The organism is Streptomyces sp. NPDC093801, assembly GCF_040701585.1.
Taxonomy (GTDB): domain Bacteria; phylum Actinomycetota; class Actinomycetes; order Streptomycetales; family Streptomycetaceae; genus Streptomyces.
The window spans coordinates 228,224-250,711 of sequence record NZ_JBFBDP010000002.1 but is presented as its reverse complement, the minus strand read 5'-3'; the positions used below and the strand labels follow the sequence as shown (position 1 = coordinate 250,711).

26 protein-coding genes and 1 pseudogene are annotated in these 22,488 nt (G+C 74.1%); 13 read left to right on the top strand and 14 right to left on the bottom strand.

Translation table 11 applies throughout. The annotated features are described in order from the left end of the window. Nucleotides 1–24 precede the first annotated feature (24 nt). Together AB0469_RS03005 and AB0469_RS03000 are read right to left on the bottom strand one after the other, a co-directional pair. A complete protein-coding gene (locus AB0469_RS03005; RefSeq protein WP_366449539.1) occupies nt 25–1,041 on the bottom strand; it encodes an NAD-dependent epimerase/dehydratase family protein in 1,017 nt (338 codons plus the stop codon). Beyond that, complete coding sequence (locus AB0469_RS03000; protein WP_366449538.1) at nt 1,038–1,652, bottom strand: hypothetical protein; 615 nt, start codon at nt 1,650–1,652, stop codon at nt 1,038–1,040. The genes AB0469_RS03005 and AB0469_RS03000 overlap by 4 nt, the downstream gene beginning before the upstream one ends. A 181-nt stretch (nt 1,653–1,833) precedes the next feature. On the opposite strand from AB0469_RS03000, the gene AB0469_RS02995 reads away from it, so the two are divergent. The 4 genes from AB0469_RS02995 (at nt 1,834) to AB0469_RS02980 (ending at nt 6,555) form a co-directional block, all read left to right on the top strand. Continuing rightward, entirely contained in the window at nt 1,834–3,195 is a 1,362-nt protein-coding gene (locus AB0469_RS02995; protein ID WP_366449536.1) for a cytochrome P450, read from the top strand. 222 nt (nt 3,196–3,417) lie between these two features. Beyond that, on the top strand, nt 3,418–4,509 hold the full coding sequence (locus AB0469_RS02990) for a polyprenyl synthetase family protein (RefSeq protein ID WP_366449632.1): 1,092 nt from the start codon (nt 3,418–3,420) through the stop codon (nt 4,507–4,509). A gap of 20 nt (nt 4,510–4,529) precedes the next feature. Then, a complete protein-coding gene (locus tag AB0469_RS02985) occupies nt 4,530–5,474 on the top strand; it encodes a UbiA family prenyltransferase (RefSeq protein WP_366449535.1) in 945 nt (314 codons plus the stop codon). 88 nt (nt 5,475–5,562) lie between these two features. Then, on the top strand, nt 5,563–6,555 hold the full coding sequence (locus AB0469_RS02980; RefSeq protein ID WP_366449534.1) for a DUF4344 domain-containing metallopeptidase: 993 nt from the start codon (nt 5,563–5,565) through the stop codon (nt 6,553–6,555). A gap of 39 nt (nt 6,556–6,594) precedes the next feature. Here the strand turns inward: AB0469_RS02980 and AB0469_RS02975 are convergent, their stop codons facing one another. Both AB0469_RS02975 and AB0469_RS02970 read right to left on the bottom strand, forming a co-directional pair. After that, complete coding sequence (locus tag AB0469_RS02975; protein ID WP_366449533.1) at nt 6,595–6,813, bottom strand: helix-turn-helix transcriptional regulator; 219 nt, start codon at nt 6,811–6,813, stop codon at nt 6,595–6,597. After that, nucleotides 6,813–7,304, bottom strand: coding sequence for a DUF2975 domain-containing protein (locus AB0469_RS02970; protein ID WP_366449532.1), 492 nt, complete (start codon nt 7,302–7,304; stop codon nt 6,813–6,815). The genes AB0469_RS02975 and AB0469_RS02970 overlap by 1 nt, the downstream gene beginning before the upstream one ends. A gap of 212 nt (nt 7,305–7,516) precedes the next feature. On the opposite strand from AB0469_RS02970, the gene AB0469_RS02965 reads away from it, so the two are divergent. After that, complete coding sequence (locus tag AB0469_RS02965; RefSeq protein ID WP_366449531.1) at nt 7,517–8,962, top strand: cytosine permease; 1,446 nt, start codon at nt 7,517–7,519, stop codon at nt 8,960–8,962. A gap of 45 nt (nt 8,963–9,007) precedes the next feature. On the opposite strand, the gene AB0469_RS02960 is transcribed toward AB0469_RS02965, so the two are convergent. Next, entirely contained in the window at nt 9,008–9,955 is a 948-nt protein-coding gene (locus AB0469_RS02960; protein WP_366449530.1) for an NADP-dependent oxidoreductase, read from the bottom strand. Between the two features lie 109 nt (nt 9,956–10,064). Here AB0469_RS02960 and AB0469_RS02955 point away from each other — a divergent pair, with 109 nt between their 5' ends. The 3 genes from AB0469_RS02955 to AB0469_RS02945 all read left to right on the top strand — a co-directional run bounded on the left by AB0469_RS02955 (nt 10,065) and on the right by AB0469_RS02945 (nt 11,853). Next, nucleotides 10,065–10,577, top strand: coding sequence for a helix-turn-helix domain-containing protein (locus AB0469_RS02955; RefSeq protein ID WP_366449529.1), 513 nt, complete (start codon nt 10,065–10,067; stop codon nt 10,575–10,577). Nucleotides 10,578–11,002: 425 nt separating this feature from the next. Further along, nucleotides 11,003–11,278 (top strand): isoamylase early set domain-containing protein, encoded by a 276-nt coding sequence (locus tag AB0469_RS02950; protein ID WP_366449528.1) that lies wholly within the window; start codon nt 11,003–11,005, stop codon nt 11,276–11,278. A 251-nt stretch (nt 11,279–11,529) separates the two neighbouring features. Beyond that, entirely contained in the window at nt 11,530–11,853 is a 324-nt protein-coding gene (locus AB0469_RS02945) for an STAS domain-containing protein (protein ID WP_366449527.1), read from the top strand. A 37-nt stretch (nt 11,854–11,890) separates the two neighbouring features. On the opposite strand, the gene AB0469_RS02940 is transcribed toward AB0469_RS02945, so the two are convergent. Continuing rightward, the gene (locus AB0469_RS02940) at nt 11,891–12,322 is read right to left on the bottom strand and encodes an ATP-binding protein (protein ID WP_366449526.1); all 432 of its coding nucleotides are present in this window, start codon (nt 12,320–12,322) and stop codon (nt 11,891–11,893) included. 93 nt (nt 12,323–12,415) lie between these two features. After that, nucleotides 12,416–12,697, bottom strand: a complete 282-nt coding sequence (locus AB0469_RS02935; RefSeq protein WP_366449525.1) for a CsbD family protein — start codon at nt 12,695–12,697, stop codon at nt 12,416–12,418. A 137-nt stretch (nt 12,698–12,834) separates the two neighbouring features. On the opposite strand from AB0469_RS02935, the gene AB0469_RS02930 reads away from it, so the two are divergent. Together AB0469_RS02930 and AB0469_RS02925 are read left to right on the top strand one after the other, a co-directional pair. Next, nucleotides 12,835–14,259 (top strand): MFS transporter, encoded by a 1,425-nt coding sequence (locus AB0469_RS02930; protein ID WP_366449524.1) that lies wholly within the window; start codon nt 12,835–12,837, stop codon nt 14,257–14,259. 138 nt (nt 14,260–14,397) lie between these two features. Then, nucleotides 14,398–15,444 carry an endonuclease/exonuclease/phosphatase family protein gene (locus AB0469_RS02925; RefSeq protein ID WP_366449523.1) on the top strand — a complete coding sequence of 349 codons (1,047 nt, stop codon included), beginning with the start codon at nt 14,398–14,400 and terminating at the stop codon, nt 15,442–15,444. 42 nt (nt 15,445–15,486) lie between these two features. On the opposite strand, the pseudogene AB0469_RS02920 reads toward AB0469_RS02925, so the two are convergent. Then, nucleotides 15,487–15,794: pseudogene (locus AB0469_RS02920) on the bottom strand (DUF5990 family protein). Nucleotides 15,795–16,152: 358 nt separating this feature from the next. Between AB0469_RS02920 and AB0469_RS02915 the strand changes: the two are divergent. Then, nucleotides 16,153–16,815, top strand: coding sequence for a deoxynucleoside kinase (locus AB0469_RS02915; protein ID WP_366449522.1), 663 nt, complete (start codon nt 16,153–16,155; stop codon nt 16,813–16,815). A gap of 28 nt (nt 16,816–16,843) precedes the next feature. Here AB0469_RS02915 and AB0469_RS02910 read toward each other — a convergent pair whose 3' ends face one another. Continuing rightward, nucleotides 16,844–17,332 (bottom strand): hypothetical protein, encoded by a 489-nt coding sequence (locus tag AB0469_RS02910; RefSeq protein WP_366449521.1) that lies wholly within the window; start codon nt 17,330–17,332, stop codon nt 16,844–16,846. 301 nt (nt 17,333–17,633) lie between these two features. Continuing rightward, on the bottom strand, nt 17,634–18,296 hold the full coding sequence (locus AB0469_RS02905) for a hypothetical protein (RefSeq protein ID WP_366449520.1): 663 nt from the start codon (nt 18,294–18,296) through the stop codon (nt 17,634–17,636). A 504-nt stretch (nt 18,297–18,800) separates the two neighbouring features. Here AB0469_RS02905 and AB0469_RS02900 point away from each other — a divergent pair. After that, entirely contained in the window at nt 18,801–19,235 is a 435-nt protein-coding gene (locus AB0469_RS02900; protein ID WP_366449519.1) for a VOC family protein, read from the top strand. A 72-nt stretch (nt 19,236–19,307) separates the two neighbouring features. Here the strand turns inward: AB0469_RS02900 and AB0469_RS02895 are convergent, their stop codons facing one another. The 3 genes from AB0469_RS02895 to AB0469_RS02885 form a co-directional block, all read right to left on the bottom strand. After that, the gene (locus tag AB0469_RS02895) at nt 19,308–19,733 is read right to left on the bottom strand and encodes a subtilase-type protease inhibitor (RefSeq protein ID WP_366449518.1); all 426 of its coding nucleotides are present in this window, start codon (nt 19,731–19,733) and stop codon (nt 19,308–19,310) included. 371 nt (nt 19,734–20,104) lie between these two features. Next, nucleotides 20,105–20,548 (bottom strand): carboxymuconolactone decarboxylase family protein, encoded by a 444-nt coding sequence (locus tag AB0469_RS02890; RefSeq protein ID WP_366449516.1) that lies wholly within the window; start codon nt 20,546–20,548, stop codon nt 20,105–20,107. Then, on the bottom strand, nt 20,545–21,210 hold the full coding sequence (locus tag AB0469_RS02885; protein WP_366449515.1) for a class II aldolase/adducin family protein: 666 nt from the start codon (nt 21,208–21,210) through the stop codon (nt 20,545–20,547). Before AB0469_RS02885 ends, AB0469_RS02890 begins: the two co-directional genes overlap by 4 nt. A gap of 159 nt (nt 21,211–21,369) precedes the next feature. On the opposite strand from AB0469_RS02885, the gene AB0469_RS02880 reads away from it, so the two are divergent. Beyond that, nucleotides 21,370–21,756 carry a MerR family transcriptional regulator gene (locus AB0469_RS02880; RefSeq protein WP_366449631.1) on the top strand — a complete coding sequence of 129 codons (387 nt, stop codon included), beginning with the start codon at nt 21,370–21,372 and terminating at the stop codon, nt 21,754–21,756. A 124-nt stretch (nt 21,757–21,880) separates the two neighbouring features. Here the strand turns inward: AB0469_RS02880 and AB0469_RS02875 are convergent, their stop codons facing one another. After that, a complete protein-coding gene (locus tag AB0469_RS02875; RefSeq protein ID WP_366449514.1) occupies nt 21,881–22,453 on the bottom strand; it encodes a hypothetical protein in 573 nt (190 codons plus the stop codon). Between the last annotated feature and the right edge of the window lie 35 nt (nt 22,454–22,488).

The following is a 22,488-nucleotide window of genomic DNA, read 5'->3' as shown; positions in this document are numbered from 1 at the left end:
GTCGGTGGGCAGGAGGCGGGTCGTTCACGCTCCCGCCCTCGCGGGGGCCAGGGGCGGGGTGTCGGCGCCCGCTCCCCGGCGGAGGCCTTCGAGGAACTCCGCGACGGCCTCCGTGGCCGTGGTCGACGGTTCCCAGCCCAGTTGTTCCCGGGCCCGCCCGGCGTCGAGCAGCGGCAGGCGCAGGACGGCGTCGAGGAGGCCGGGGGCGGCCGGTACGAGGTGCATGCGCCAGGCCGCGGCGAGCGCGGCGCGGGCCGCGCCCGCGGGGACCGGGACCGTACGGGTGTGGAGGAGGTCCGCGAGGGCTCCGGTGTCCAGCACGGGGTCGGCCACCAGGTTGAACGGGCCGTGGACCGGGCGGACGACGGCCGCGCGGTAGGCCCGGGCGGCGTCGTCGGTGTGCAGGGCCTGGAACCGCAGGCCGGAAACGGCGGGCAGCGCGGGCAGCAGGCCGGGCCGGATCAGGCGCCACGGCAGGAGCGGGCCGGCGAAGATCCGGCGCTGTTCGCTCGCCGACTCCTCCTTGAAGAGGAACGCCGGCCGCATCCGCACCAGCCGGATGTCGGGGTGGGCGAGCTGGAAGCCGTCCAGGTAGCGCTCCAGGTAGGCCTTCTCGCGGGTGTAGGCGGCGCCCGGCCAGCCGTGGGTGGGCCAGGACTCGTCGACGGGGCGTCCGTCGGCGGGGCCCGGCGAGTACGCGCCCACCGACGAGGCGTGCACGAGGGTGCGCACCCCGGCCCGGGCACAGGCCTCGAAGACCCTGATGCCGCCCAGCACGTTGGTCCGCCAGGTGGCGACGGGGTCGTGGGTGGGCTGGAACCGCCAGGCCAGGTGGACGACGGCGGCGGCGCCGTCGAAGAGGCCGGTCAGGTCCTCGTGGCCGGGGTCGACGTCGGCCGCGGCCCAGCGCACGCCCGGGATGCGGAGGTCCGGCAGCCGGCGGGCGATGCCGAGCACATCGGTGACCGTACGGTCGGCGGCCAGGGCCCGTACGACGCCGGTGCCGGCGTTTCCGGTGGCTCCGGTGACGACGACCCTCATGACGCCCACCGCGGCCTTCCCGGCATCCCGTGACGGGCCGCTCCCCCGTGGCGGCGGGCCTGGGCGGCATCCGCCGCCGGGGCGGCGAAGGTGCCCCGGGCGGCTTCCAGTCTCAGGGCCTCCAGGAGGGAGGCCTGCCGCCCCGCGCGGGCCAGGAGCCGGTCGACGGCGGCCAGGTCCAGGCGGGAGTCGGTGGCCGCGAGGACCCGCAGCGACCGCCACAGGGACGCCTTGCCCTCCACTCCGAGCCGCATGGCCTCCAGTTCGAGGACGTCGCTCAGGGGCGAGCGCTGCACCAGGCGGCCGTTGGGCTTGAGCCGGGCCGCCTTCTCCACCAGCCGGCCCGCGGCGACCCTGGGCCACTGTGCGGGCACGTCCAGGGCCGTCATGAACGCGCGCAGGCTCTCCCGGTCCTCGGCGATCGCCGCGGCGAGCCCGGCCAGGGCCGGCCCCGCGGGCGTACGGCGGTGGGTCCGGGCGATGCGGCGGATCAGGGACACGCCGCTGCCCGCGCCCGCGAGGTGGTCGTTGAGGTAGACCGCCAGGAGGCGCTGCGGGTCCGGAGGGGACGCGAGGGGGCGGGACCGTGTGCTGGTGGGACGGGTGTTCATGGCACCTCCGATCCGCGGGGGTGGCCGGCGGGCGGCCTCCGCTTCGGTTGGCGCGTGCCCGCGGTCATGCCCCGCAAACCCCGGAGGGCGGACGGCGGACCGGTCGGGGACCGGCCGGCGTGGAGGTTCGCCTCCCCCGGCCGGGGGAAGGAATGCCCACGATCCGGAGGGGGGTCCCGCCATGAGCACCGGGCTCGACGCCGTTCCGCTGGCACCCCGGCACCTGCCGCTCCTCGGGCACACGGTGGCGCTGCTGCGCGACCGGCCGGGGTTCATCGCCTCGCTGCCCGGCCGCGCCGGTCTGGTGCGGCTGCGGCTCGGGCCGCACACCATGGTCCTGGTGTGCGACCCCGCCCTCGTCCAGGAGGTCCTGCGGGAGGACCGCACCTTCGACAAGGGCGGCCCGTTCTTCGACCGGGCCAGGGAAGCGGTCGGCAACGGACTGGCGACCTGTCCGCACGGCCGGCACCGCAGACAGCGCCGGCTGTGCCAGCCGGCGTTCCGGCCGGCGCGACTGCCCGACTACGCGGACGCGGTCACCTCCGCCGCGTACGAGACGACCGCCGCCTGGGCCGACGGGCAGGTGGTCGATGTCAACCGGTCCATGCTGGCCATCGCCAACCGGACCCTGGCCACCACGATGTTCGGCAGCCGCCTGCCGGACGCCACGACGCGCCGCATCGGCGAGGACGCCGAGACGATCATGGCCGGCGCGATGCGCCGCATGCTCCTCCCCGCCCCCTTCGACCGTGCGCCGACGCCGGGCAACCTGCGGTTCCGGCGCGCCCGGGCGCGTCTGCTGGAGACGGTCCGCGAGGTCATCGCCGCCCACCGCACGGGCGGCGCCGGCCACCGGGACCTGCTCTCCGACCTCCTCCTGGCCGCGGAGCCCGACGGCCCGGACGACGGGCCCGCGGGGCTGTCCGACCAGGAGGTCGCCGACCAGGTCCTCACCTTCTTCATCGCCGGCACGGAGACGACCGCCGGGCTGCTGTCGTGGGTCCTGTACGAACTGGCCCGCCACCCCGAGGTCCAGGACCGGCTCCACGCCCACGTCACCCGGGTCCTGGGAGGCAGGCCGCCGCGGGCGGCCGACGTTCCCGAACTGACCTACGTCGCCCGGGTGGTCGACGAGGCGCTGCGCCTGCACTCGATCACCTGGCTCGTCACCCGCACGGTCACCCGGGCCACCACGCTCGGCGGAACGCACCTGCCGGCCGGGACCACGGTCGCCCTGAGCCAGTACGCGGTCCATTGGAACCCCCTCGTCCACCCCCGGCCCCGTGTCTTCGACCCCGACCGGTGGGCCGGACGGCCCGCCGACCGGACCTCTTTCATCCCCTTCGGATCCGGTCCGCGCCGGTGCATCGGCGACCGTTTCGCCCTTCAGGAGAGCGCGCTCGTCCTCGCCCTGCTGATCGGCTCGTGGAGGTTCACGGCCGTCACCGACCGCCCCGCGAGGACCGCCCTGTCCGCGGCCTGTGTCCCCCGCGACCTGCGCCTGCGCCTCGAAGCCCGGCCGGCGTCCCCCGGACGGCCCTGAGCGGTGGCACGCGTCCGGCCCGGGCCCGCGCCGTCCTGCGCGCCGGTGCTCGGCGGCGCGCCGCGCGGTCCCGGGTGAGGGGGAGGGGCGCGCCGTCACGCGCGGGAGGAGGTGCGGACCGCGGTGGTGCTCGCGTACGTCCGGTTCCGGCGGTTACCCGCGCGCACCGCTCGGGAAGGAGGTACGCGGCCGGAGAACGCGTGTGCCGACGGAAGGGGCGTGATGGTCGGGCCCGGGGTGACGGAGGAGCTGCTCGGTGCCGGGGGGATCCGCGACCGGGTCGACGGGTGCCTGGAGGACTTCCTCGCCGCCAAGTCCCGTGCCGCCCGGGCCCAGGGCCTGCCCACGGAGATCCCGCGGGTGCTGCGCGCCTTCCTGGGCGCCGGCGGCAAGCGGATCAGGCCCCTGCTGTGCGTGGTGGGCTGGTTCGCCGGCGGGGGTGCCGGCGCGGTTCCGCGGGCGGTGGTGCAGGTGGCCGCGTCGCTGGAGCTGTTCCACGCCTTCGCGCTCATCCACGACGACGTCATGGACGACTCCGACACGCGGCGGGGTGCCCCGACCGTGCACCGTGCGCAGGCCGCCCGCCGGAGCGCTGCCGGGGCCGCCGGGAGCGACGCCGAACGGTTCGGGCTGGGCGCCGCGATCCTGGCCGGGGACGCCGCCCTGGCGTGGTCCGACGAACTGCTGCACACGGCCGGGCTGTCGCCGGAGCGGCTGGTGCGGGTCCTCCCGCTGGTCGACGCGATGCGGACCGAGGTCGTGCACGGCCAGTTCGCGGACCTGGAGGCCACCGGGAACCCGGGCGCGGACGTGGGGGCCGCGCTGGCCGTCGTCCGCCACAAGACCGCCACCTACACCATCGAGCGCCCGCTGCACGTCGGCGCCGCCCTCGCCGGGGCCGGCGAGGGGGTGCTGGAGGCGCTCAGCGGCTACGCCCTGCCGGTGGGAGAGGCGTTCCAGCTCCGCGACGACCTGCTGGGCGTGTTCGGTTCCGGCGAGCGGACCGGCAAGTCCTCTCTGGACGATCTCCGGGCGGGCAAGCACACCGTGCTGGTCGCCCAGGCCTTCCGGTACGCCGATCCCGGCCAGAGGCGGGTCCTGCGGGCCCTGCTCGGCCGTGCCGGTCTCGACGAGGGCGCAGCCGAGACCCTGCGGGGCGTCCTTCTGGCCACGGGTGCCCGCGACCGTGTCGAAGACATGATCAAGGAGCGGCGGGCCCTGGCCCTCGACGCCCTGCGGGCCGCCGGCCTCCCGTCCGGCGCCGCTGCGGTCCTGCGGCAGCTGGCCGACACCGCCACCGTCCGCCCGGCATGACCCCCAGGGAGGCCGTCGCCATGGCAAGCCCGCCGAAGAACCCCCCGCCCGTCCCCGGCGCCCCGTCCTCCCCGGACCCGGCGCGCGGCCTGTTGCCCGCCGCCCGGGCCGTCGTCCGGGGCGCGGTGCGGGAGCCGTGGCTGAGCTGGCAGTTCATCAGGAACGACGTCTGGGCCGGCTTCTGCCCGGGCGTGTTCTTCGCCGTCGCCGTGGCCGTCCGGTACCAGCAGCCGCCGGGCCGCATCGCCGTGGTCGCCCTGGCATCGACCGTCTACTTCTGGCTCTACCTCTACACCTTCTGCCTCACCAACCAGGTCGCCGGACTGCACGAGGACCGCCTCAACAAGCCCTTCCGGCCCCTGGTGCGGCAGTCGGTCACCCCATGCGGCGCGCGGGTGCGCGCGGCCGTGGCCTTCTGCGCGTTCCCGCTGCTCGGCTGGGCGCTGGGGGTGTGGCAGTGGGCCCTGTTCTGGCAGGCCGTCACCCTGCTGCACAATCTCGGCGGCGCCCGCCACTGGATCGTCAAGAACGCCGTCATAGGCCTCGGCGTCCTGCCCATGCTCGGCGCCGCCTGGCAGATGACCGCCCCGCTCACCGCCGGGGCCTGGCGGTGGATGCTCGCCCTCGCCGTGTCGACGTTCCTCCTCATACCCGTCCAGGACCTGCGCGACCTCCGGGGGGACGCCGCAGCCCGGCGCACCACCTTCCCGCTCGCCTTCGGCGAGACCCTCACCCGCCGGTTCCTCGCGGCCGGGTTCGCCCTGCTCCCCCTGGCCGGGCACTTCTTCCTGATCCGCGCCACCACCCCGGCCGCGTGGTGTGCCGAAGCGGTCACGGCGGCCCTGTGCTGGACCATCGCCCGGCGCGTCCTCGACCGCCGCGGCCCGGCGTACGACCACCGCACCTACCGCTACTACGAGTACTGGTACGCCGCCGTCCTGGCCGCCGCCGTCCTCACCCTCTGACCCGTCCCCCGAACGGGCGGCCCGTCCTGCGGCCGTCCGCGGACGGCCGCAGGATGGTCGCGGGAACGCACGACGGGAGCCGTCCAGGATGCCGAACACCGCCGGTCACCCGCGCAGGGCGCGCCACGCCCTGGTGGGCCTGCTGCTCCTGGCCGGGGTCGCCGTCACCGGGTGCGGCGGCGGGGCCGGCGGCGCCGGCCGGGGTCCCGCAGCGGGACCCAGCCCCCGGGCGACGCACTCCGGCAGGGTCACCGTCGTCTACGAGGAGCGGACGCTCGAACCCGAGGACCGGCAGGTCGTGGCGCTGATCCGGAACTCCCGCGTACTGGAGCGGACGGCCGACTGGGTGAACCGATCCCTCACGCTCCCGCACGACATGGTCGTGAAGGTCACCGCCGCGGTGCCGCCGGGCGTCACCGACGCGGTCACCCAGCCGGACGGCAGGACGATCTACATCCCGCCGTCGTTCCTGGCGGAGATCAAGGGGGCCTTCGCCGAGATCGTGAAGACGGTCGAGCGGCCCTCCGTGTTCCCCGCGTCCGCGTACCACACCGACGACCTGACCGTGCTGGCGACCGAGTTCGTCTTCGGCCACGAGATGGGCCACGCCCTGCAACGCCAGCTCGTGCTGGCCAACCTCGGTCTCGAGGAGGACGCGGCCGACGGCTTCGCCTCGTTCCACACCGTCAACGAGGTCGGGCCGGGCCCCTCGCTGGCCGCCGCGATCCTCTTCGACCAGATCGCCCGCAAGGAAGGGCGGCTGACCCTGGAGAACTTCGCGAGCGACCACCCCGTCACCCAGCAGCGCGTCTTCACCTTCCTGTGCTACCTGGAGGGCAGCGACCCGGAGAAGTACCGGCGGCCCCTGGTCGACGGCGGCTACCTGCCGAAGACCCGCGCCCCGCTCTGCCCGCAGGCGTGGGCCATGCTCGACCACGGCTGGTGGACCCAGCTGCAGCCTCGTTTCAGCGCGGCGTTCAAGGCCCGGGGGGACGAGGAGCAGAGGCGGTCCCGCGCCCGGCTGCTCGCGGAGACGGGGGCCCTGGCGGAGCAGCTGGACAGGATCCGCACCAGCCAGTGAGCGCGGCCCGGCCGGCTCCGGCGGTGCGGGCGGGGCGCCTCAGCCGTCGCCGTCCTCGACCTCCCAGCGCAGCAGGTCCCCCGGCTGGCATGCGAGCACCTCGCAGAGCGCGGCGAGCGTCGCGAAACGCACCGCCTTGGCGCGGCCGTTCTTGAGTACCGCCAGGTTGGCGGGCGTGATCCCCACCCGCTCCGCGAGCTCGCCCACGGACATCTTCCGCCTGGCCAGCATCACGTCGATGTCGACGGCGATCGGCATCAGATCACCTCGTCCAACTCGGCCTGGAGCTGTGCCGCTTCGGTGTCGCGTGCGACGGCCTGGACGAGCAGCATGCGCAGGACGAGCACGATGAGCGCGACTCCCAGGATGGCCACGCCGATCCCGCCCATGATGACGGTGACGCCCGGGTCGTCCCGCTGGCCCGGTGCGTTGACGGCCGTGACGGCGAACCACACGAGGGCGGCCGCCACGATCGCGCCGATCACGCCGTCCACGTAGCGGAAGGCGGCGTGGGAGAAGACGGTTCCGCGCCGCACCATCGCCACCAGCCGCCCTACGCAGACCAGGGCGACCTGGGCCGCCAGCATGCCCGCGACCGTGATCAGGCGCAGCGGCGTCAGCGGGACCGACCCGTCCTCCGGGTCGTTCCCGCTGATCAGGGTCCACACCATCATCGCCTGCACGCCCACGGTGCCGGCGAGCACGACCGCGAGCACGGCCTGCAGCGCGCGGATCGTCAGCTTGCCCATGATCCCACCTACCTTCCATCGATCTTCGATGGGAATCTATCGAATTTCGATAGATGACGCCAGCGGCCGGGGGTGAGGCACCCCAGTGAAAATTGCCATTCAAGATCTTGAAGTTTGTTCATGCCCATGCCAGATTCGGCGCAGCACCACCCGGGTCGACGGCGGAGCCCATTCCTGCTGCGCCGCAACAACTGCAGGGAGAGGCCACCACCATGCCGGCACCACACACCTCCGGGGACCGCCTCGCGGTCGAGAGACGGACCATCGAGGCCGTCCCGGACTCCGAACGGCACGGCACACCGCGCAGCCAGTTCACCCTCTGGTTCGGCGCCAACATGCAGATCACCGCCATCGTCGACGGCGCGCTGTCGGTCGTCTTCGGCGCCGACCCGCTCTGGGCGATACCCGCGCTGCTCCTCGGCAACGTGCTCGGCGGCGTCGTCATGGCCCTGCACTCCGCGCAGGGACCGCGGCTGGGCGTGCCGCAGATGATCTCCAGCCGGGCGCAGTTCGGCGTGTTCGGCGCGGTCCTGCCGCTGCTGCTGGTGATCCTCATGTACCTCGGCTTCGCCGCGACCGGCAGCGTGCTGGCCGGCCAGGCGCTGGCGAAGATGCTGCACCTCGGCACGGCCGCCGGGATCCTCCTCTTCGGAGCGCTGACCGCCGTCGTCGCCGTGACCGGCTACCGCCTGATCCACGTCGCGGGCCGCATCGCCACCGTCGTCGGCGCACTCGGCCTGGGCTATCTGATGGTGCGGCTGTTCACACAGTACGACGTGGGCGCGCACGTCGGCACCAAGGGGTTCGAGGCGGCGACCTTCCTGCTCGCCGTCGGTCTCGGAGCCGGATGGCAGCTCACCTTCGGCCCCTACGTCGCCGACTACTCGCGCTACCTGCCCCGCGAGACCAGCACCCGTGCGACGTTCTGGTCCACCTTCGCCGGCTCCGTCATCGGATCCCAGTGGGCCATGACGCTGGGCGCGCTCACCGCCGCCGTCGCGGGCAAGGCCTTCCTGCCCGACCAGGTGGGCTTCCTCGGCCATCTGGCGGGCCCGGCGCTCCTCGCGTTCCTCATCTACCTGGTGATCGTCGTCGGCAAGCTGACCGTCAACTGCCTCAACGCCTACGGCGGCTTCATGTCGGTCCTCACCACCGTCACCGCCTTCGACCGGCGCTCGCGCATCGCACCCGCGGCGCGCGCCGCCTACATCGTCGGCTTCATCGCGGTGTCCATGGTCATCGCGCTCGCCGCCAGCGACGACTTCCTGAACAACTTCAAGAACTTCGTGCTGCTGCTCCTGGCCGTGTTCACGCCGTGGAGCGCGATCAACCTGGTCGACTACTACCTGCTCTCCCGCGAACGGGTCGACATTCCCGCCCTCTACGACCCGGACGGCCGCTACGGCCGCTGGAACGCCGCCGCCCTGAGCTGCTACCTCATCGGCATCGCCGTTCAGGTCCCGTTCCTGGCCACCAAGCTGTACACGGGCGCGATCACCAAGAAGCTCGACGGCGCCGACATCTCGTGGATCGTCGGGCTGGCCGCCACCTCGGCCCTCTACTGGCTCTGGGCGCGCCGCACCGCCAACCCGCCCGCCGAGACCATCCACCCCGCCGCGGCCGACGGCGGGGCCCCGGAGGCGGCGCCGGCCGGCTGACCGGGCTCTCCCGCGGGCCGTCGGCCGGCGGGCCGCCGGAGCGCGTCACGGGGTGAGGACGATCTTGCCCTTGACGTGGCCGGTCTCGCTGAGCACGTGCGCCGCGGCCGCTTCCTCCAGCGGCAGGACCCGGTCGACGGCCACGCGGAGGCTGCCGTCCTCCACCAGGGCGGTGACGCCCTCCAGGTCGGCGCCGGACGGGGTGAACCCGAACTCGACGAACCGCAGGCCGCGCGCCCGCGCCTGCTCCCGGACGGCGGACCGGTCGGGACCGGTGCCCCGGACGTCGAGGAGGGTCCCGCCCGGCGCGAGGGTGTCCAGCGACCGGGGTCCGTAGTCGCCGCCGATCGGGTCCAGGACCACGTCGACGTCCCGTACGACCTCCGCGAAGTCGGCGGTGGTGTAGTCGACGAGCTCGGCGGCACCCAGGCCGCGCAGGAACGCGTGCCCGCCCTCCCGGGCGGTGCCGATGACGTACGCGCCGCGTGCCGCGGCGATCTGCACGGCGAGGTGGCCGATCCCCCCGGCCGCCGCGTGGACGAGCACCCGCCGGCCGGGGCCGACGGCGGCGACCCGCACGAGCGACTGCCATGCGGTGAGCGCCGCGACCGGCAGCGCGGCGGCGGACACGGGGTCGATGCCCGCCGGCGCCGCGGCGAGGGCTTCCGCCGGTGCGACGACGTACTCGGCGTAGGCGCCGTGCGGCGGGAAGGCGCAGCCGTACACCTCGTCGCCGGGCCGGAAGCGCCCCGCCGCCCCCTCGCCGGCCTCCTCCACCACTCCGCACAGGTCGAGGCCCAGGGTGAACGGCGGGGCTCCGAACTTCCGCACCGTCCCGGAACGGATCTTCCAGTCGGCCGGGTTCACTCCTGCCGCGCGGACGCGCACCAGCACCTCGCCCGGGCCCGGCACCGGCACGTCGGTCTCGACGACCTCCAGGACGTCCGGGCCGCCGTAGCCGCGCTGGCTGACCGCGCGCATGCGGGTGGTCATACGGGAACTCCCCTCGGTCGGTCGGCCGGTTCGGCCGATGGCGGTCACCATCCTCGACCGGGTGGGTACCCCTTGTGAAGTAGGCACCTGATTGATACCCAGGTACCTCATGGATACCGACAAGCGGGCTCCCGCCTCCGCTCCCGCTCCCGCTCCCGCCTCCGCCCCCACCCCCACCTCCGCCTCCGCCTCCGCCTCCGCCTCCGCCTCCGAGGACTGGACCGCCGCCTACCGGCGTGACTGCCCCTCGCGCACCGTCGTCGAGGTGCTGGCCAACAAGTGGGTGCTGTACGTCCTGGCGGCGCTCCGCCGCCAGGAGCGCCCCATGCGCTTCAGCGAGCTGCGGCGCCTCCTGGACGGCATCACGCAGAAGATGCTGACGCAGACCCTCCGCGCGCTCGAACGGGACGGGCTGGTGCACCGCACGGTCTACCCCACCGTCCCGCCCCGCGTGGAGTACGGGCTCACCGCGCTCGGGGTCGAGGCCGGACGGCTGACCGGTGCCATCGGCGAGTGGTCCGTCGAACACGCCCGGCAGATCCTGGCCGCCCGCCGGACCTTCGACGACCGGGTCGCCGAACCCCCGCAGCCCGTCGAGCCGCGGGACGGCGCGCAAGGGTGAAAATGGGGGTGATGCGGACCCGTGCCCCACGAGGGGGTTCCCATGCGCACGCACCGGCATCACCGTCGCCCTCCTCCGCGGAGGAGGAGGCGAAGGCGTCGGCACCCGCTCCGCCGCCTGGCACTGCTCGTCCTCACCCGCCGCACCGCGAGACGGGCGATGGTGTGGGGCATGCGGCTGACGGTGCGCAGCGCCCGGCTCACCCTCCGGATGGCCGTGCGCCGCGCCGCGCCGCGGCGGCTCCGGCCGGGCTGACACGCCGCGGCTCCCCGCGGCGCCGTCCGGCGCCACCGGACGGCCCAGAGGTGCGGCCACCGGCCGGGTGACCGGCCGGGCGCCGACGGCGTGTACGGCGTCGGACCCCCCGGGGCGGGGGTGAGGATGCTCGGGCCCGCTCTCCCCTCTTGACCGGCTGGAGTCTTTCCGTGCTCGAACGCAAGAAACTCAAGGGCCGCACCCAGGTCACCTTCGTCCTGCCCGAGGACACTCCGGTCGGCCCCGTCAGCGTGGTCGGGGACTTCAACCACTGGAACCCCCACGCCCACCCCCTGGCCCCGCGCGGCGACGGCACCCGCGCCGCGACGGTCGCCCTGCCCGCCCACACCAGCCACGCCTTCCGCTACCTCGCGGCCGGCGACTACTGGTTCGACGACGAGCACGCCGACCACCACGACGGCAGGAACAGCCGCCTCGACACCTGACCCGCCCGGCGGCCGCCGAAGGCCCGCGTCCCCGTCCGGGATTGGGTGCCGCGCGGCGGGGCAGACGCCCTGCAACCAGCCTGGTCTGGTGGGAGACCCCACGCCACCACAGGGTCACCGCGGGTGGCCGACGGACGGTGCGGGTGGTCTCGCTCGGCTTTGCGCGGCCCGGTGCCGTGCGCTTGACGGCCTCTTCCTCCGCGTTCGGGAGCCGACCGCTATGGGCTCCGATCCGAACGGCGGACCGCACCGTGCACGCCTTCGACATCCAGGTCACCGAACGTCCCGGCCGGACGGTGGTGGCGCTGGCGGGTGAGCTCGACCTGGCCACCTGTACCTGCGTCACCGAGGCCACCGCCGCGATCGCCCTGAAGGACCTGAGCCTCGTCCTGGAGCTGTCGGCCCTCACCTTCCTGGGTCCCACGGGGCTCAACCTGCTCCTCGGCCTGCGCCGACGCGCCCGGGACGAGGGCGGCACGCTGACCCTGTCGGGCCTGCCCGACCAGGCACGCCGGGTCCTCGATCTCACCGGCACCCGCCACCTGTTCGCCCTCTGCCCCCGCCCCGCCCCGTGAGCGCGCGGCACGGCCCGCGCACCACGGCCGGGCGGGGTCAGGACACGGGCGGGACGGAGGGGGGAATGCGGGCGTGGACGGTCTTGCCGCCCTCCCGCGTCGGAAGGACGTCCACCCGGGAGGCGAGGCACTGCACGAGCGGCCAGCCGTAGCCGCCGGTGGCTCCCGTCGGGTCGCCCGGACGTCCGCGGGGCGGGGTGGGGCTGGAGTCCGTGACGTCGATGTCCAGGCCGTGCGGTGACCAGCCCACGTCCAGTCCGCACCGGCCGGAGGCGTACTTCACCGCGTTGGTCACGAGCTCACTGGCGACCAGCAGCGCCGCGTCCTCGACGGCCGCCGGCACCGGGTCCCCGCTGAGCACGGCGTCGTCGACGAGCCGGCGGACCTCCCGTCGGGCCCGGGCCGGCGCGCTGTCCCCCTCGCACTCGCAGCGCCGTCGCACCGGGCGGGGTTCCGCGGGGTCGGTCATGGTCCCCTCACCTCAGCCCTCTGCCGCTCACGGCCCCGACAGGACGCCTTCCCCCGGAGGCCCGGCCTCATGCCCGCGGCAGCCGTGCCGGCGCTATGTGCGGTGGTTGTGGTGGCGGCCGTGACGGGCGTGATGCCCGTGATGGCGGTCGTGGTGCTTGAGGGAATCCATGATGCCCGCGGCCCGTTCCCGGACGTGCTCCGCCGCCTCGCGCATCTTGGCCTTCGCCTGGTCCGTCCTGCCCTCGGCCTGCAGCCGTTCACTGCCGGCGATCTTGCCGACGGCTTCCTTGATCTTGCCTCTGACCTTGCCCATGGTGGCGTCGTGACCCATGACCTCGGCCCCCTTCGGTGCGGGAACGGGTATGTCGTCCACGCTAGGAGGGCCCGGCCGTCTCCGCCTGTCGGTCCGCGCGTCCCGTCCGGTTCCGGGATGCGACGGCCCGGCGGGGGAGGTGAGCATGGAGGGACGTGGGTGCCTGATCCGCCCACCGGGAAGAGAGGCCAGGTCCCGTGAAGGAAGACCCAGCCGCCGGCCCGCACGTCGGTCCCGCCCCGGCGGGCGGCGGCTCGCGGGTGCTGGCCCCGCTCGCGCTGGCGCAGTTCATCTGCAGCTTCGCCGGCTCGAACATGAACGTGATGATCAACGACATCAGCCGCGACCTCGACACCACCGTCCAGGGGGTGCAGATCGCGATCACCGTGTTCCTGCTGGTCATGGCCGCCCTGATGATTCCGGGCGGCAAGGCGACCGACCGGTTCGGCCGCAAGCGCTGCTTCCTCGCCGGCCTGACCGTCTACGGCATCGGCGCCCTGCTCAGCGCCGCCGCGCCCGGTCTCGGCGTGCTGATCCTCGGCAACTCCCTCCTCGAAGGCGTCGGCACCGCCCTGCTCATCCCCCCGGTCTACATCCTCACCACGCTGCTCTTCACCGACCTGGCCTCCCGCGCCCGCGCCTTCGGGGTCATCATGGCCGCCGGCGGCGTGGGAGCGGCCGCGGGCCCGCTGATCGGCGGCCTGATCACCTCCGCGATCAGCTGGCGCGCCGCGTTCGTCTTCCAGGCCCTGGTGATCGTGGTGATCATCGCTCTGAGCCGCACGGTCTCCGACCCCCTGCCGCCGGACCCCGACCGGCACTTCGACGTCCGCGGCGCCGTCCTGTCCGCGGGCGGGCTCGTGCTGATCGTGATGGGCATCCTCGCCGCCGACAACGACCTGTGGCTCATGCTCTGCCTGATCGCCGTCGGCGTCCTCGTGCTGGCCTGGTTCGTGCACTGGATCCGCCACGAGGAGCGCACCGGAGTGGAACCCCTCCTGTCCACGAGCCTCTTCCACAACCGGACCTCCAACCTGGGCCTGGTCACCCAGAACGCCCAGTGGCTGCTGCTCATGGGCACCTCGTTCACCGTCGCCACCTATCTGCAGGTCGTGCGCGGCTACGACGCCATCCAGACCGGCGTGATCTTCACGGCCGCCACCCTCGGCCTGCTCGCCTCCTCCCTCGCCGCCGAACGCCTCGCCCGACGGCGCCCCCAGCGGACCTTGATCATCGCCGGGTTCGCCCTCGCAGTCGTCGGCGTCGCGGCCCTGATCAGCCTCGTGTCCGGCTCCGTGAGCGCCTGGGCGTTCGCGCCCGGTCTGCTGCTGATCGGGCTGGGCCTGGGCGTCATGCTGACCCCGTCCGTGAACGTGGTCCAGTCCGCCTTCCCCGAGGACCGGCAGGGCGAGATCTCCGGCCTGTCCCGGAGCGTCTCCAACCTCGGCTCCTCCTTCGGCACGGCCATCGCCGGCACCATCCTCGTCGCCAACCTCACCACGAGCGCCTACGCCGCCGCCATGGCCGTCCTCGCGCTCGCCGCCCTCATCGGCCTCGCCACCGCCACCCGCCTCCCCCGCACCACCCCGCCCGCGCACACCGCACCAAGCCCCGGAGCCTGAACCTCCCGCCGTCCCTGCACCCGTCCGCGGCGCACGAGGGGCACAGCCGCCCCTCCCCGCGGTGTCGGCGCCACTGCCGCGGCTGCCGGATGGTATGCACGGGTTCGTCCGTATATCGGGAGGACCCTGGAGAGGTGCATGCCCCGGAGACGCACAGCACTGCTCGCCGCCGCCGGTCTGCTCACCGCGGCGCTGGGCGCGGCCCCACCGGACCGGGCCGGCGCCGGCGGGCACCGGACGTTCGACGTCGCGACGTACAACGTCTACCAAGGGGCCGACCTCGTCCCCCTCTTCAGCGCCCCCGACCTGCCGGAACTGATCCGGCGCGCCGGTGTCGCCTACGACCAGGCCGTCGCCACCGACTTCCCCGGCCGGGCCCGGTCGATCTCCCGCCTGCTCAAGAAGGACCGGCCGGCGGTCGTCGGCCTGCAGGAAGTCGCCCTGTGGAAGACGGGCCCGCGGGGCGGCCGGCTCACCACCGCCTACGACTTCCTGGCCATCCTGCTGGAGGCGCTGCGCGCCGAGGGGCTGCGCTACCGGGCGGCCGCGGTCGACACCACGTTCAGCGGCACCCTGCCGATCAGCGCCACCCGGCAGGCGAGCATCACGGACCGGGACGTGATCCTGGTGCGCGACGACCTGCGGACGGCAGACGCCCAGTCGCACCTCTACGCGGCGCAGCTGGTCGTCCCCACACCCTCCGGCCTCACGTTCACCATCCCCCGGGGCTGGTCCTCCGTGGACGTGCGGCTCGCGGACGGTCCGGTGCGGGTGGCGAACACCCATCTGGAACCCTCGGCGGCGCCCGTCCGCACGGCTCAGGCCCGGGAACTGCTCACCGCCCTGGCCCCCTCGCCCCACCCCGTGGTCGCGGTCGGCGACTTCAATTCCCCGCCCGTGGACGCGAGCGGTCCGTACGGCACCTTCACGGGCGGCGGCCACCTCGACGCGTGGCATGCCGTGCACCCGGTGAAGAACGGCTTCACCGCGGCCCAGGACCCCGGTCTGACCAACGTCCCGTCCGCGCTGAGCCGCCGTATCGACCACGTCTTCCCCCAGGCGGGCCGACTGGCGGCGGTACGCGCCGAGGTCATCGGCGACCGGCTGCGCGACCGCACCCCCGCCGGCCTGTGGCCGTCCGACCACGCCGGCCTGGTGGTACGGCTGCGCACCGGCCGCCGGTAGCGACGACCGCCGGGCCGGGAGACCGTCCGCCGGCGGCGGCGCCTACGGCCCGGCGGGCGCGGCCGTCTCACGCCCCTCCGCACCGGGTGCGGCGGTCCAGCCGACGTGCGGGGGTACGACCCGCGCGCACAGGGGGTGGCCGCGTGCGTCGGTGAGGCCGAGGCGGGCCACCAGCAGCCCGCTGCGGGACGGGCGGCGTCACCGGGATGCGGGTCCAGGAGTCCGGGAGGGCGGCCGCGGCCCTGTACGGCGACGTGGACGTCGCGGTACACGGGGCCGTCGCCGTCGGGCGGTGCGCAGGTGCTGCCGGGCAGGTCGTGTGCTTCGATGCGGATGCGCAGGCCGGTCATCGTCCCGCCCCTTCCCGTCGGCCCGGACATCCTCGCACCGGAGCCCTCGGACCGGCCGAAGACGCAGGTCGCCCGGCGGGTCGGCGCCGGGGCTCTGGCAGGTCGGGGGCCGACCATGATTTATGCTTCAGAGCGGCCACTGGGCGGCGGCTCGTCGCCCGATACGGCAACTGCGGAACGGTCAGTCCGACCGGTCGGGGAGAGCGACCTGCATCGGGGCCCTGGTCCGAACGGGGACCACATGACGCTGATCATGAAGATCCTGGGGAATCGAGGGGCCGCCGACAGGCGCCTCAGTGGTACGGGCGCCCAGCCCACCCGCCCCGCGCAACAGAAGACCCCCAGGGAGAAGTGAGGTATGCCAGTGATCTGCGTCGGAGGCATGATCGGCATCGGCAAGACGACCGTGGCCGAGCTGATCGCCAAGGAGTTGGGGAGCGAGGTCTTCTACGAGAGCGTCGAGGACAACCCGATCCTCCCGCTCTTCTACACGGCGAGCCCCGAGGAGATCCAGGCCAAGCGCTACCCCTTCCTCCTCCAGCTCTACTTCCTCCAGACGCGGTTCGCCTCGATCAAGGCGGCGTACAAGCAGGGCGACAACGTCCTCGACCGGTCCATATACGAGGACTGGTACTTCGCCAAGGTCAACCACGACCTCGGCCGGATCAGCTCCCTCGAGATGCAGGTGTACGAGGGCCTGCTCGACGAGATGATGCGCGAGATCGACGGTCTGCCGTACCGCAAGGCGCCCGATCTGATGGTGTACCTCAAGGCGGACTTCGAGACGGTCCTGCACCGCATCGGGCTGCGCGGCCGCGACTTCGAGCAGGACGAGAGCCTCGTGGAGTACTACCGGACGCTGTGGTCCGGCTACGACGACTGGGTGCACAAGCACTACTCGGCCAGCGAGGTGCTCGTGATCGACATGAACAACACGGACGTGGTGAACAACCCCGGGGACGCGGTCCGCGTGGCGCAGGAGGTCAAGGACGCCCTGGCGGCGGGCGGGCGCCGGGCCTGACGCCGGTCCTCGTCCGCGGACGGGGCACTCAGCCGAGGAAGCCGAAGGGGTTGGAGAAGCAGGTCAGGTCACTGACGCGGACCAGGCCGAGCCCCTCGGGATCGACCCCGGAGCCCGACAGGACCACGTCCGTGGTCCCGACCCGTCCCCGGGCGACCCAGCCGCAGTTCCGGCCCTCGCGCCAGAGTTCGAACACCACGGGCCGCCCTTCCACGGTCACGGTGACGGGTTCGGGGGCGGGCAGCGCGGCCGGGGGTTCCCCGCCGGTGGCGAGGTAGTCCTCGAAACCCCGCTGCAGGGCCTCCTCCACCTCCGGGTTGCCGAGGGAGGCGCTGCTGACCGTGACGTGCGCGACCTCGGGGTCGAAGTGCGGCGAGCCGAACCACAGGTGGACGTGGGCGTCGCCGCCGACTCGGTCGTGGCCGTGCCCCGTGACCTGCCGTGACTGCGGCCAGGCGGCGTCGACGCCGAAGGCGGTGAAACCTTCGGGCGCGCCGGGTATGCCGTGCTCGTTCATGGGATCTCCCTGTTTCTTCGACGGAGTTCCGCCCGGAGGGCGGCGGTGGCAGTAACAGTGGGCTGCTCCGCGGCACCGTGGGCGATATGACCGCCCGTCAGGTCCGTCCGCCGGGCGGCCGCGCGGGCGGGGAGTCCGGCGGGCGGGGTACGGGCGTCCATTCCGGCGAGCCTACGGGGGCCGGTGGCGCCGCCCCCGCGCGGGATCCGGCCCTGCGGGCGGGGCGGGCGCGGTACGACGTCCGGGGAGGTGTGACGCCGGCAGGGCCCTCGGCGTGCGGCAGTGATCCGGCGCCGGGCGGTCAGCGTCCGAGCGCCCGGCGGACCGTCAGTCCGTGGTGGAGGCGCAGGCGGCGCATCTCCCACCAGGACAGGGCCGTGACGGTGACGGGCGCACCCAGGACGAAGGCCGCCCGGACGCCTGCCGGGACCTGGGGGTAGGCGCCCGTGACGACGTCCAGCAGGGCCATCTCCCACACCAGCACGCCGGCGAGGACCGGCGGCACCACCTCGTGGATGTCGGCGGTGCGGAAGACGTGGACGAGCGAGAGGCCGATGCCGTAGAGGGCGAAGCACACCGCCCACACGAACAGCACCCCGATGGCGATCTTCCCGGGCGTCCCGACGGCGGCGCGCAGCCCCGCCAGTTCCGGCGCCATCGCGAGCGCAGAGGTGCCCATGGAGGCCGTGACGGCCAGGACCGCGCCGAGCGGGCGCACGGCCCGCCGCAGGTAGACGCGCCGCAGTCCGCCCCGCGCGGCGGCGACGAAGACGCCGACCACCACGGGGAGGGTGCAGACCAGGACCAGGACGCTGGACCAGCTCTGATCGAGGCGCTCGTCCGCCGCGGCCTTGACGTCGCCGGCGCTCACGACCGCCTTGTAGGCGAGCGTCAGCCCCACCCAGGCGGCCAGGCCCAGCACGGTCCGCCCCATCTGGAGCCGGCGGACCTGGGGATCGTCCACGATCCCGGAACGCGAGGGCCGGAAGGCCCGTTGGGCGGCGTAGAGCGGATTGCGGATCCCGCGCAGGACCTTCCGGCCCCGGGAGGGCTCGGCGGGCGGAGGCGCGGCCGGCGGTGCGTACGTGGGGTACGGCGGGTACGGCGGGTACGGGTACCCCTGCGGCGGAACCGGTACCGCGGAGGGCCCCTGCGGGGGGTACGGATACCCCTGCGGCGCCGGCTGGGCGGGCCGTGCCGCCGGCGGCCGACCGCCCGCACCGCCTGCCGGACCCGCGTATCCGCCGTCCCCGCCCGTGCCGTACCCGCTCACTCCGTGCCCCCGTCCCGACTGCCCCGCACCGCCCTGCCGATGGTACGCATCGTCATCGGAGCGCCCCACCCGGCGCTGCCGCGCGGCGGGCCCGCCGGTGACGGTCGGGACCCGGCGCGACCCTCGGCCGGGTTCCTCCAACAGCCCCGACACCAGCCGGAATTGGGAGAACCGGACCCCTGCTACGGTGGGCCGATGACATCGATCAAGCAGTTCCAGGTCACCTTCGACTGCGCGGACCCCGAGCGCGTCGCCCGGTTCTGGTGCGAGGTGCTGGGGTACGTCGTCCCGCCTCCGCCGGAGGGGTTCGCCGACTGGGACGAGTTCAACCGGTCGCTGCCGCCCGAGCGGCAGGGTTCGGCGTTCGCCTGCAACGATCCCTCGGGCGTGGGGCCGCGGCTCTTCTTCCAGCGCGTTCCCGAGGGCAAGGCCGCCAAGAACCGGGTGCACCTCGACGTGCGGGTCGGTACCGGGCTCGTGGGTGAGGAGCGGCTGGCCGCGCTGGAGGCCGAATGCGCACGCCTGCTCCCGCTCGGGGCGGTGCGCGTGCGGCTGCTGCGTGCCGACGGCGTCAACGAGTCGTGCCTCGTGATGCAGGACGTCGAGGGCAACGAGTTCTGCCTCGACTGAGCCGGCCCTCGGCCCTCCGCGCCTCCCCCGACCCCGCGGCATGCGGGCGGGCACGGGGCCGTCGCCGGGGTGTCAGAACGCGAAGAGCGGGTTGCCGTTCAGGGTCGCGGACATCACGCACGCGTTGGCGAAGGAGTGCTTCCACGCGACGCGGTCGCCCTGCCAGACGCCGTCCGCCGTGACCGTGACGGGGTCGAAGCGCTTCGTGCACGGGCGGCCGCGGTCCGGGGCGGCCAGGAGGCGGTCGAACCGGCCTCCGGTGTCGTTCATGGCGTCGCACGCGGCCCGGGGATCGGGGTGCGTGCCTTCGGCGGAGTAGGCGCAGCTGAGGACGGCCGCCCGCAGGACGGTGCCCGGGGTGGTGCCGTTGCCCTGGGTGATGGTGAAGACCATGGCGGACGGGCCGGACGGGCCGGCCGCCTCGGCCCGTGCCACGCCCGCGGTTCCCGCGAGGCAGAGGAGAGCGGCGGCGGAGACTGCTGCCAGGCGCTGACGCATGATCAGTTTCCTTTCGAATCACAGGCGTTCTGCGGCGCCACAGCTTGCGTGTAGCGCTCGGACAGGGCCGAGCCTTCCAGATCCGAAGGCCCGCCGCACATGGACGATCGGGATACGGACACCGGGTTCGCATATCGGAGACCGGAGGTGATGCGTCCGCCCCCTGTGCGTGATGTCCGCAGGTCCGCGCCGCGCGGCACCGCGGCGCTCCGCCCGCCCCGGCGGGCCCGCTCCCGCCGTCGGCCCTGGTGGCGGCCGCGGCGGTCCGGGCCCCGCGGCCGTCCAGGGTGACCGGATCGGTACGGTGGCGCGCCCCGGCCGGCCTCGGTCCCGGAAGGCCTCGTCCCGGCCGGGACGGTACGGCCCGCGCCTCAGGGGCGGGCCGGGGGGCCGTCCGTGCGGTCGGCCGGTCCCCCCTCGCCGCCGTCCGCGAGCGCATGGAGTTCGGCGACGATCTCGGTGCCGAGTGCGTACGCCGGCACGCCCGCGGTGATGAGCGCGGTCTCGGCGACGCCGACGAGGTCGGCGATCGCCGCTCCGGCGTGCAGCGCGCCCCGGGCGTGGATCCGGGCGGGATGGGCCCGGCCGAGGGCCAGCAGCTGCCCGAAGTGGACCAGCTGCTGCACCCGCGCCCCCAGTGGACTGTCCGTCAGGACGATGTGGCGCAGGGCCGCGATCGCCTCCTCCGTCGGCAGCCGGTCGTACTCCCGGGCCAGGCGCAACCGCTCCTCCACTCCCCCGGGCACGGTTCCGAGGGTGGAGCGGTACCGGTCGCGTACGGCCTCCGCGCGGGAGGCGGCGGTGGTGTCCGTCACGACGCGACCTGCGCGATCGCGGCACGCACGGCCTCCTGGGCGCCCGGCGGGAAGTCCACGGCCCCGCCGATCGCCGCGGCGGCGATCTCGGCCTCGGCGCTCTCCTCGATCGCCACCACGAGGTGGGCGGCGGCCGCGGCGTCCGGGCCGAACACGAGGAGGCCGTGGTTGGCCAGGAGCACCGCGGCCGTCGTCGGGCGCCGTTCCAGCACCTCGGCGATGCCGCGCACCGACACGTCCGATCCGCGGGGCCCCCAGGGGACCACCGGAACGTCCTCGGCCTGCCCGAAGCGCAGCATCGGCTCGGTGCGGCAGGGCAGCGGCCGGTGGGCCACCGCGAAGGCGGTCGCGGCGGGCGAGTGGGTGTGGATGATCGCGCCCACGCGGGGCCGGGCCCGGTACACGGCGGTGTGCATGGCGATGATCTCGGCGCTGACGGACTGCAGTTCGCCTTCGAGGACGCGCCCGTCGAACCCGACGGTCGCCAGCTGCTGCGGCCGCAGGCCGCGGACGTGCCCCGGCGTCAGGAGGATCCGCTCGCCGTCCACCCTGGCGCTGAGGTTGGCGTGTCCGGAGTGGGCCATCACCCCGGCCGCGAAGAGTTGCTCCGCGGCTTCCACCAGCCGGCCGGCCAGCTCGTCCCGTACGCGTGCGTCGCTCATGGCGCTACCTCCACATGTGCTGTCGGCGGCGACCCGTTCGCCGCCGTCCACCTGCGGACCACTCTTCAACTTGAACTAAGGTTCAAGTCAAGCGCCGGGGCGGCGGGGAGCCAGGCGGAACAGGGACCGGAACCGGAACCGGAGGAGCACAGCGTGCGCATGACGATCGGCCGACTCTCCGAGATCACGGGAGTGCCCGCTTCGGCCATCCGGTACTGGGAGCGCCACGGCCTCCTGCCGGCGCCCGAGCGGGTGAGCGGGCAGCGGCGCTATCCGCCGGAGGCGGCGGAACGGATCACGGTGCTGCGCACGTGCCAGCAGGCCGGGCTGACCCTGGTGGAGATCGCCGAGTTCCAGCGGGAGCAGTCGCGCAGGGAGGCGGTGATCCGCGCCAAGATCGGTGAGATCGAGCAGCGCATGGTCGACCTCGGACACGCCCACGAGCTCATGACGCACGCCCTCAGGTGCGGCGAGGAGGACATCGTCCGGTGTCCGAAGTTCCGGGAGCAGATGGCCGCCTGGCGGACGCCGGATCCCGCGTCCTGAACCGCCCTCTGTGGGCGGGGGCGGCGCCGCCCGGGCCGGTGCGCACCCGGGCGGCCCCCGCCGCCCGGTGGGCGGCGGGGGCGTCGGCGCCGGCCTGCCGGGGCCCGGCGGCCGGGCGGACGGGCTACTTCTTGATCTGGTTGAGGCAGAGCACGAACTGCTTGCCCGACCTGCGCCGGGAGCCCCGGCTCTGCTCGTAGTAGCCCATGTCGGACTTGCCCTGGCAGCGGTTGGTGTCCAGCGTGCCGGGGATCACCTCGACCACCTTGTACGTGGCCCCGGCGGACCCGCAGTCCACCACCTGGAGGTCCAGGCTCGCGGCCGTGGTCCCGTTGTTCTTCAGGCAGTTGCCGACCTCGGCGTGGTCGGCGTCGTCCTGGCTCAGGAAGTACCCCACCGCGCAGGCGATGAGGACGAGCACGATGCCGATGCCCTTGAGGATCTTCATGATGCCGGGGCCGCCGCTGCGGGCCGGCGGGGGCGGCGGGGGCGCGGACCACTGCTGCGGGTGCGGCGGCTGCATCTGCATCGGCGGCTGGTTCGGGTACGTCTGCTGCTGCGGCGGACCACCGTACGGCGGCTGGGCCTGCGGCGGCGGGTACGCGTACCCCGGCTGGGGCGGGTAGCCCTGCGGGGGCGGTGCGTACGGGCCGGGCTGGCCGTAGGGGCCGGGGCCCTGCTGCGGCGGATAGGTCATGCGGGAGTCCCTCGTTGGTCAGGCTTTACGTCGAA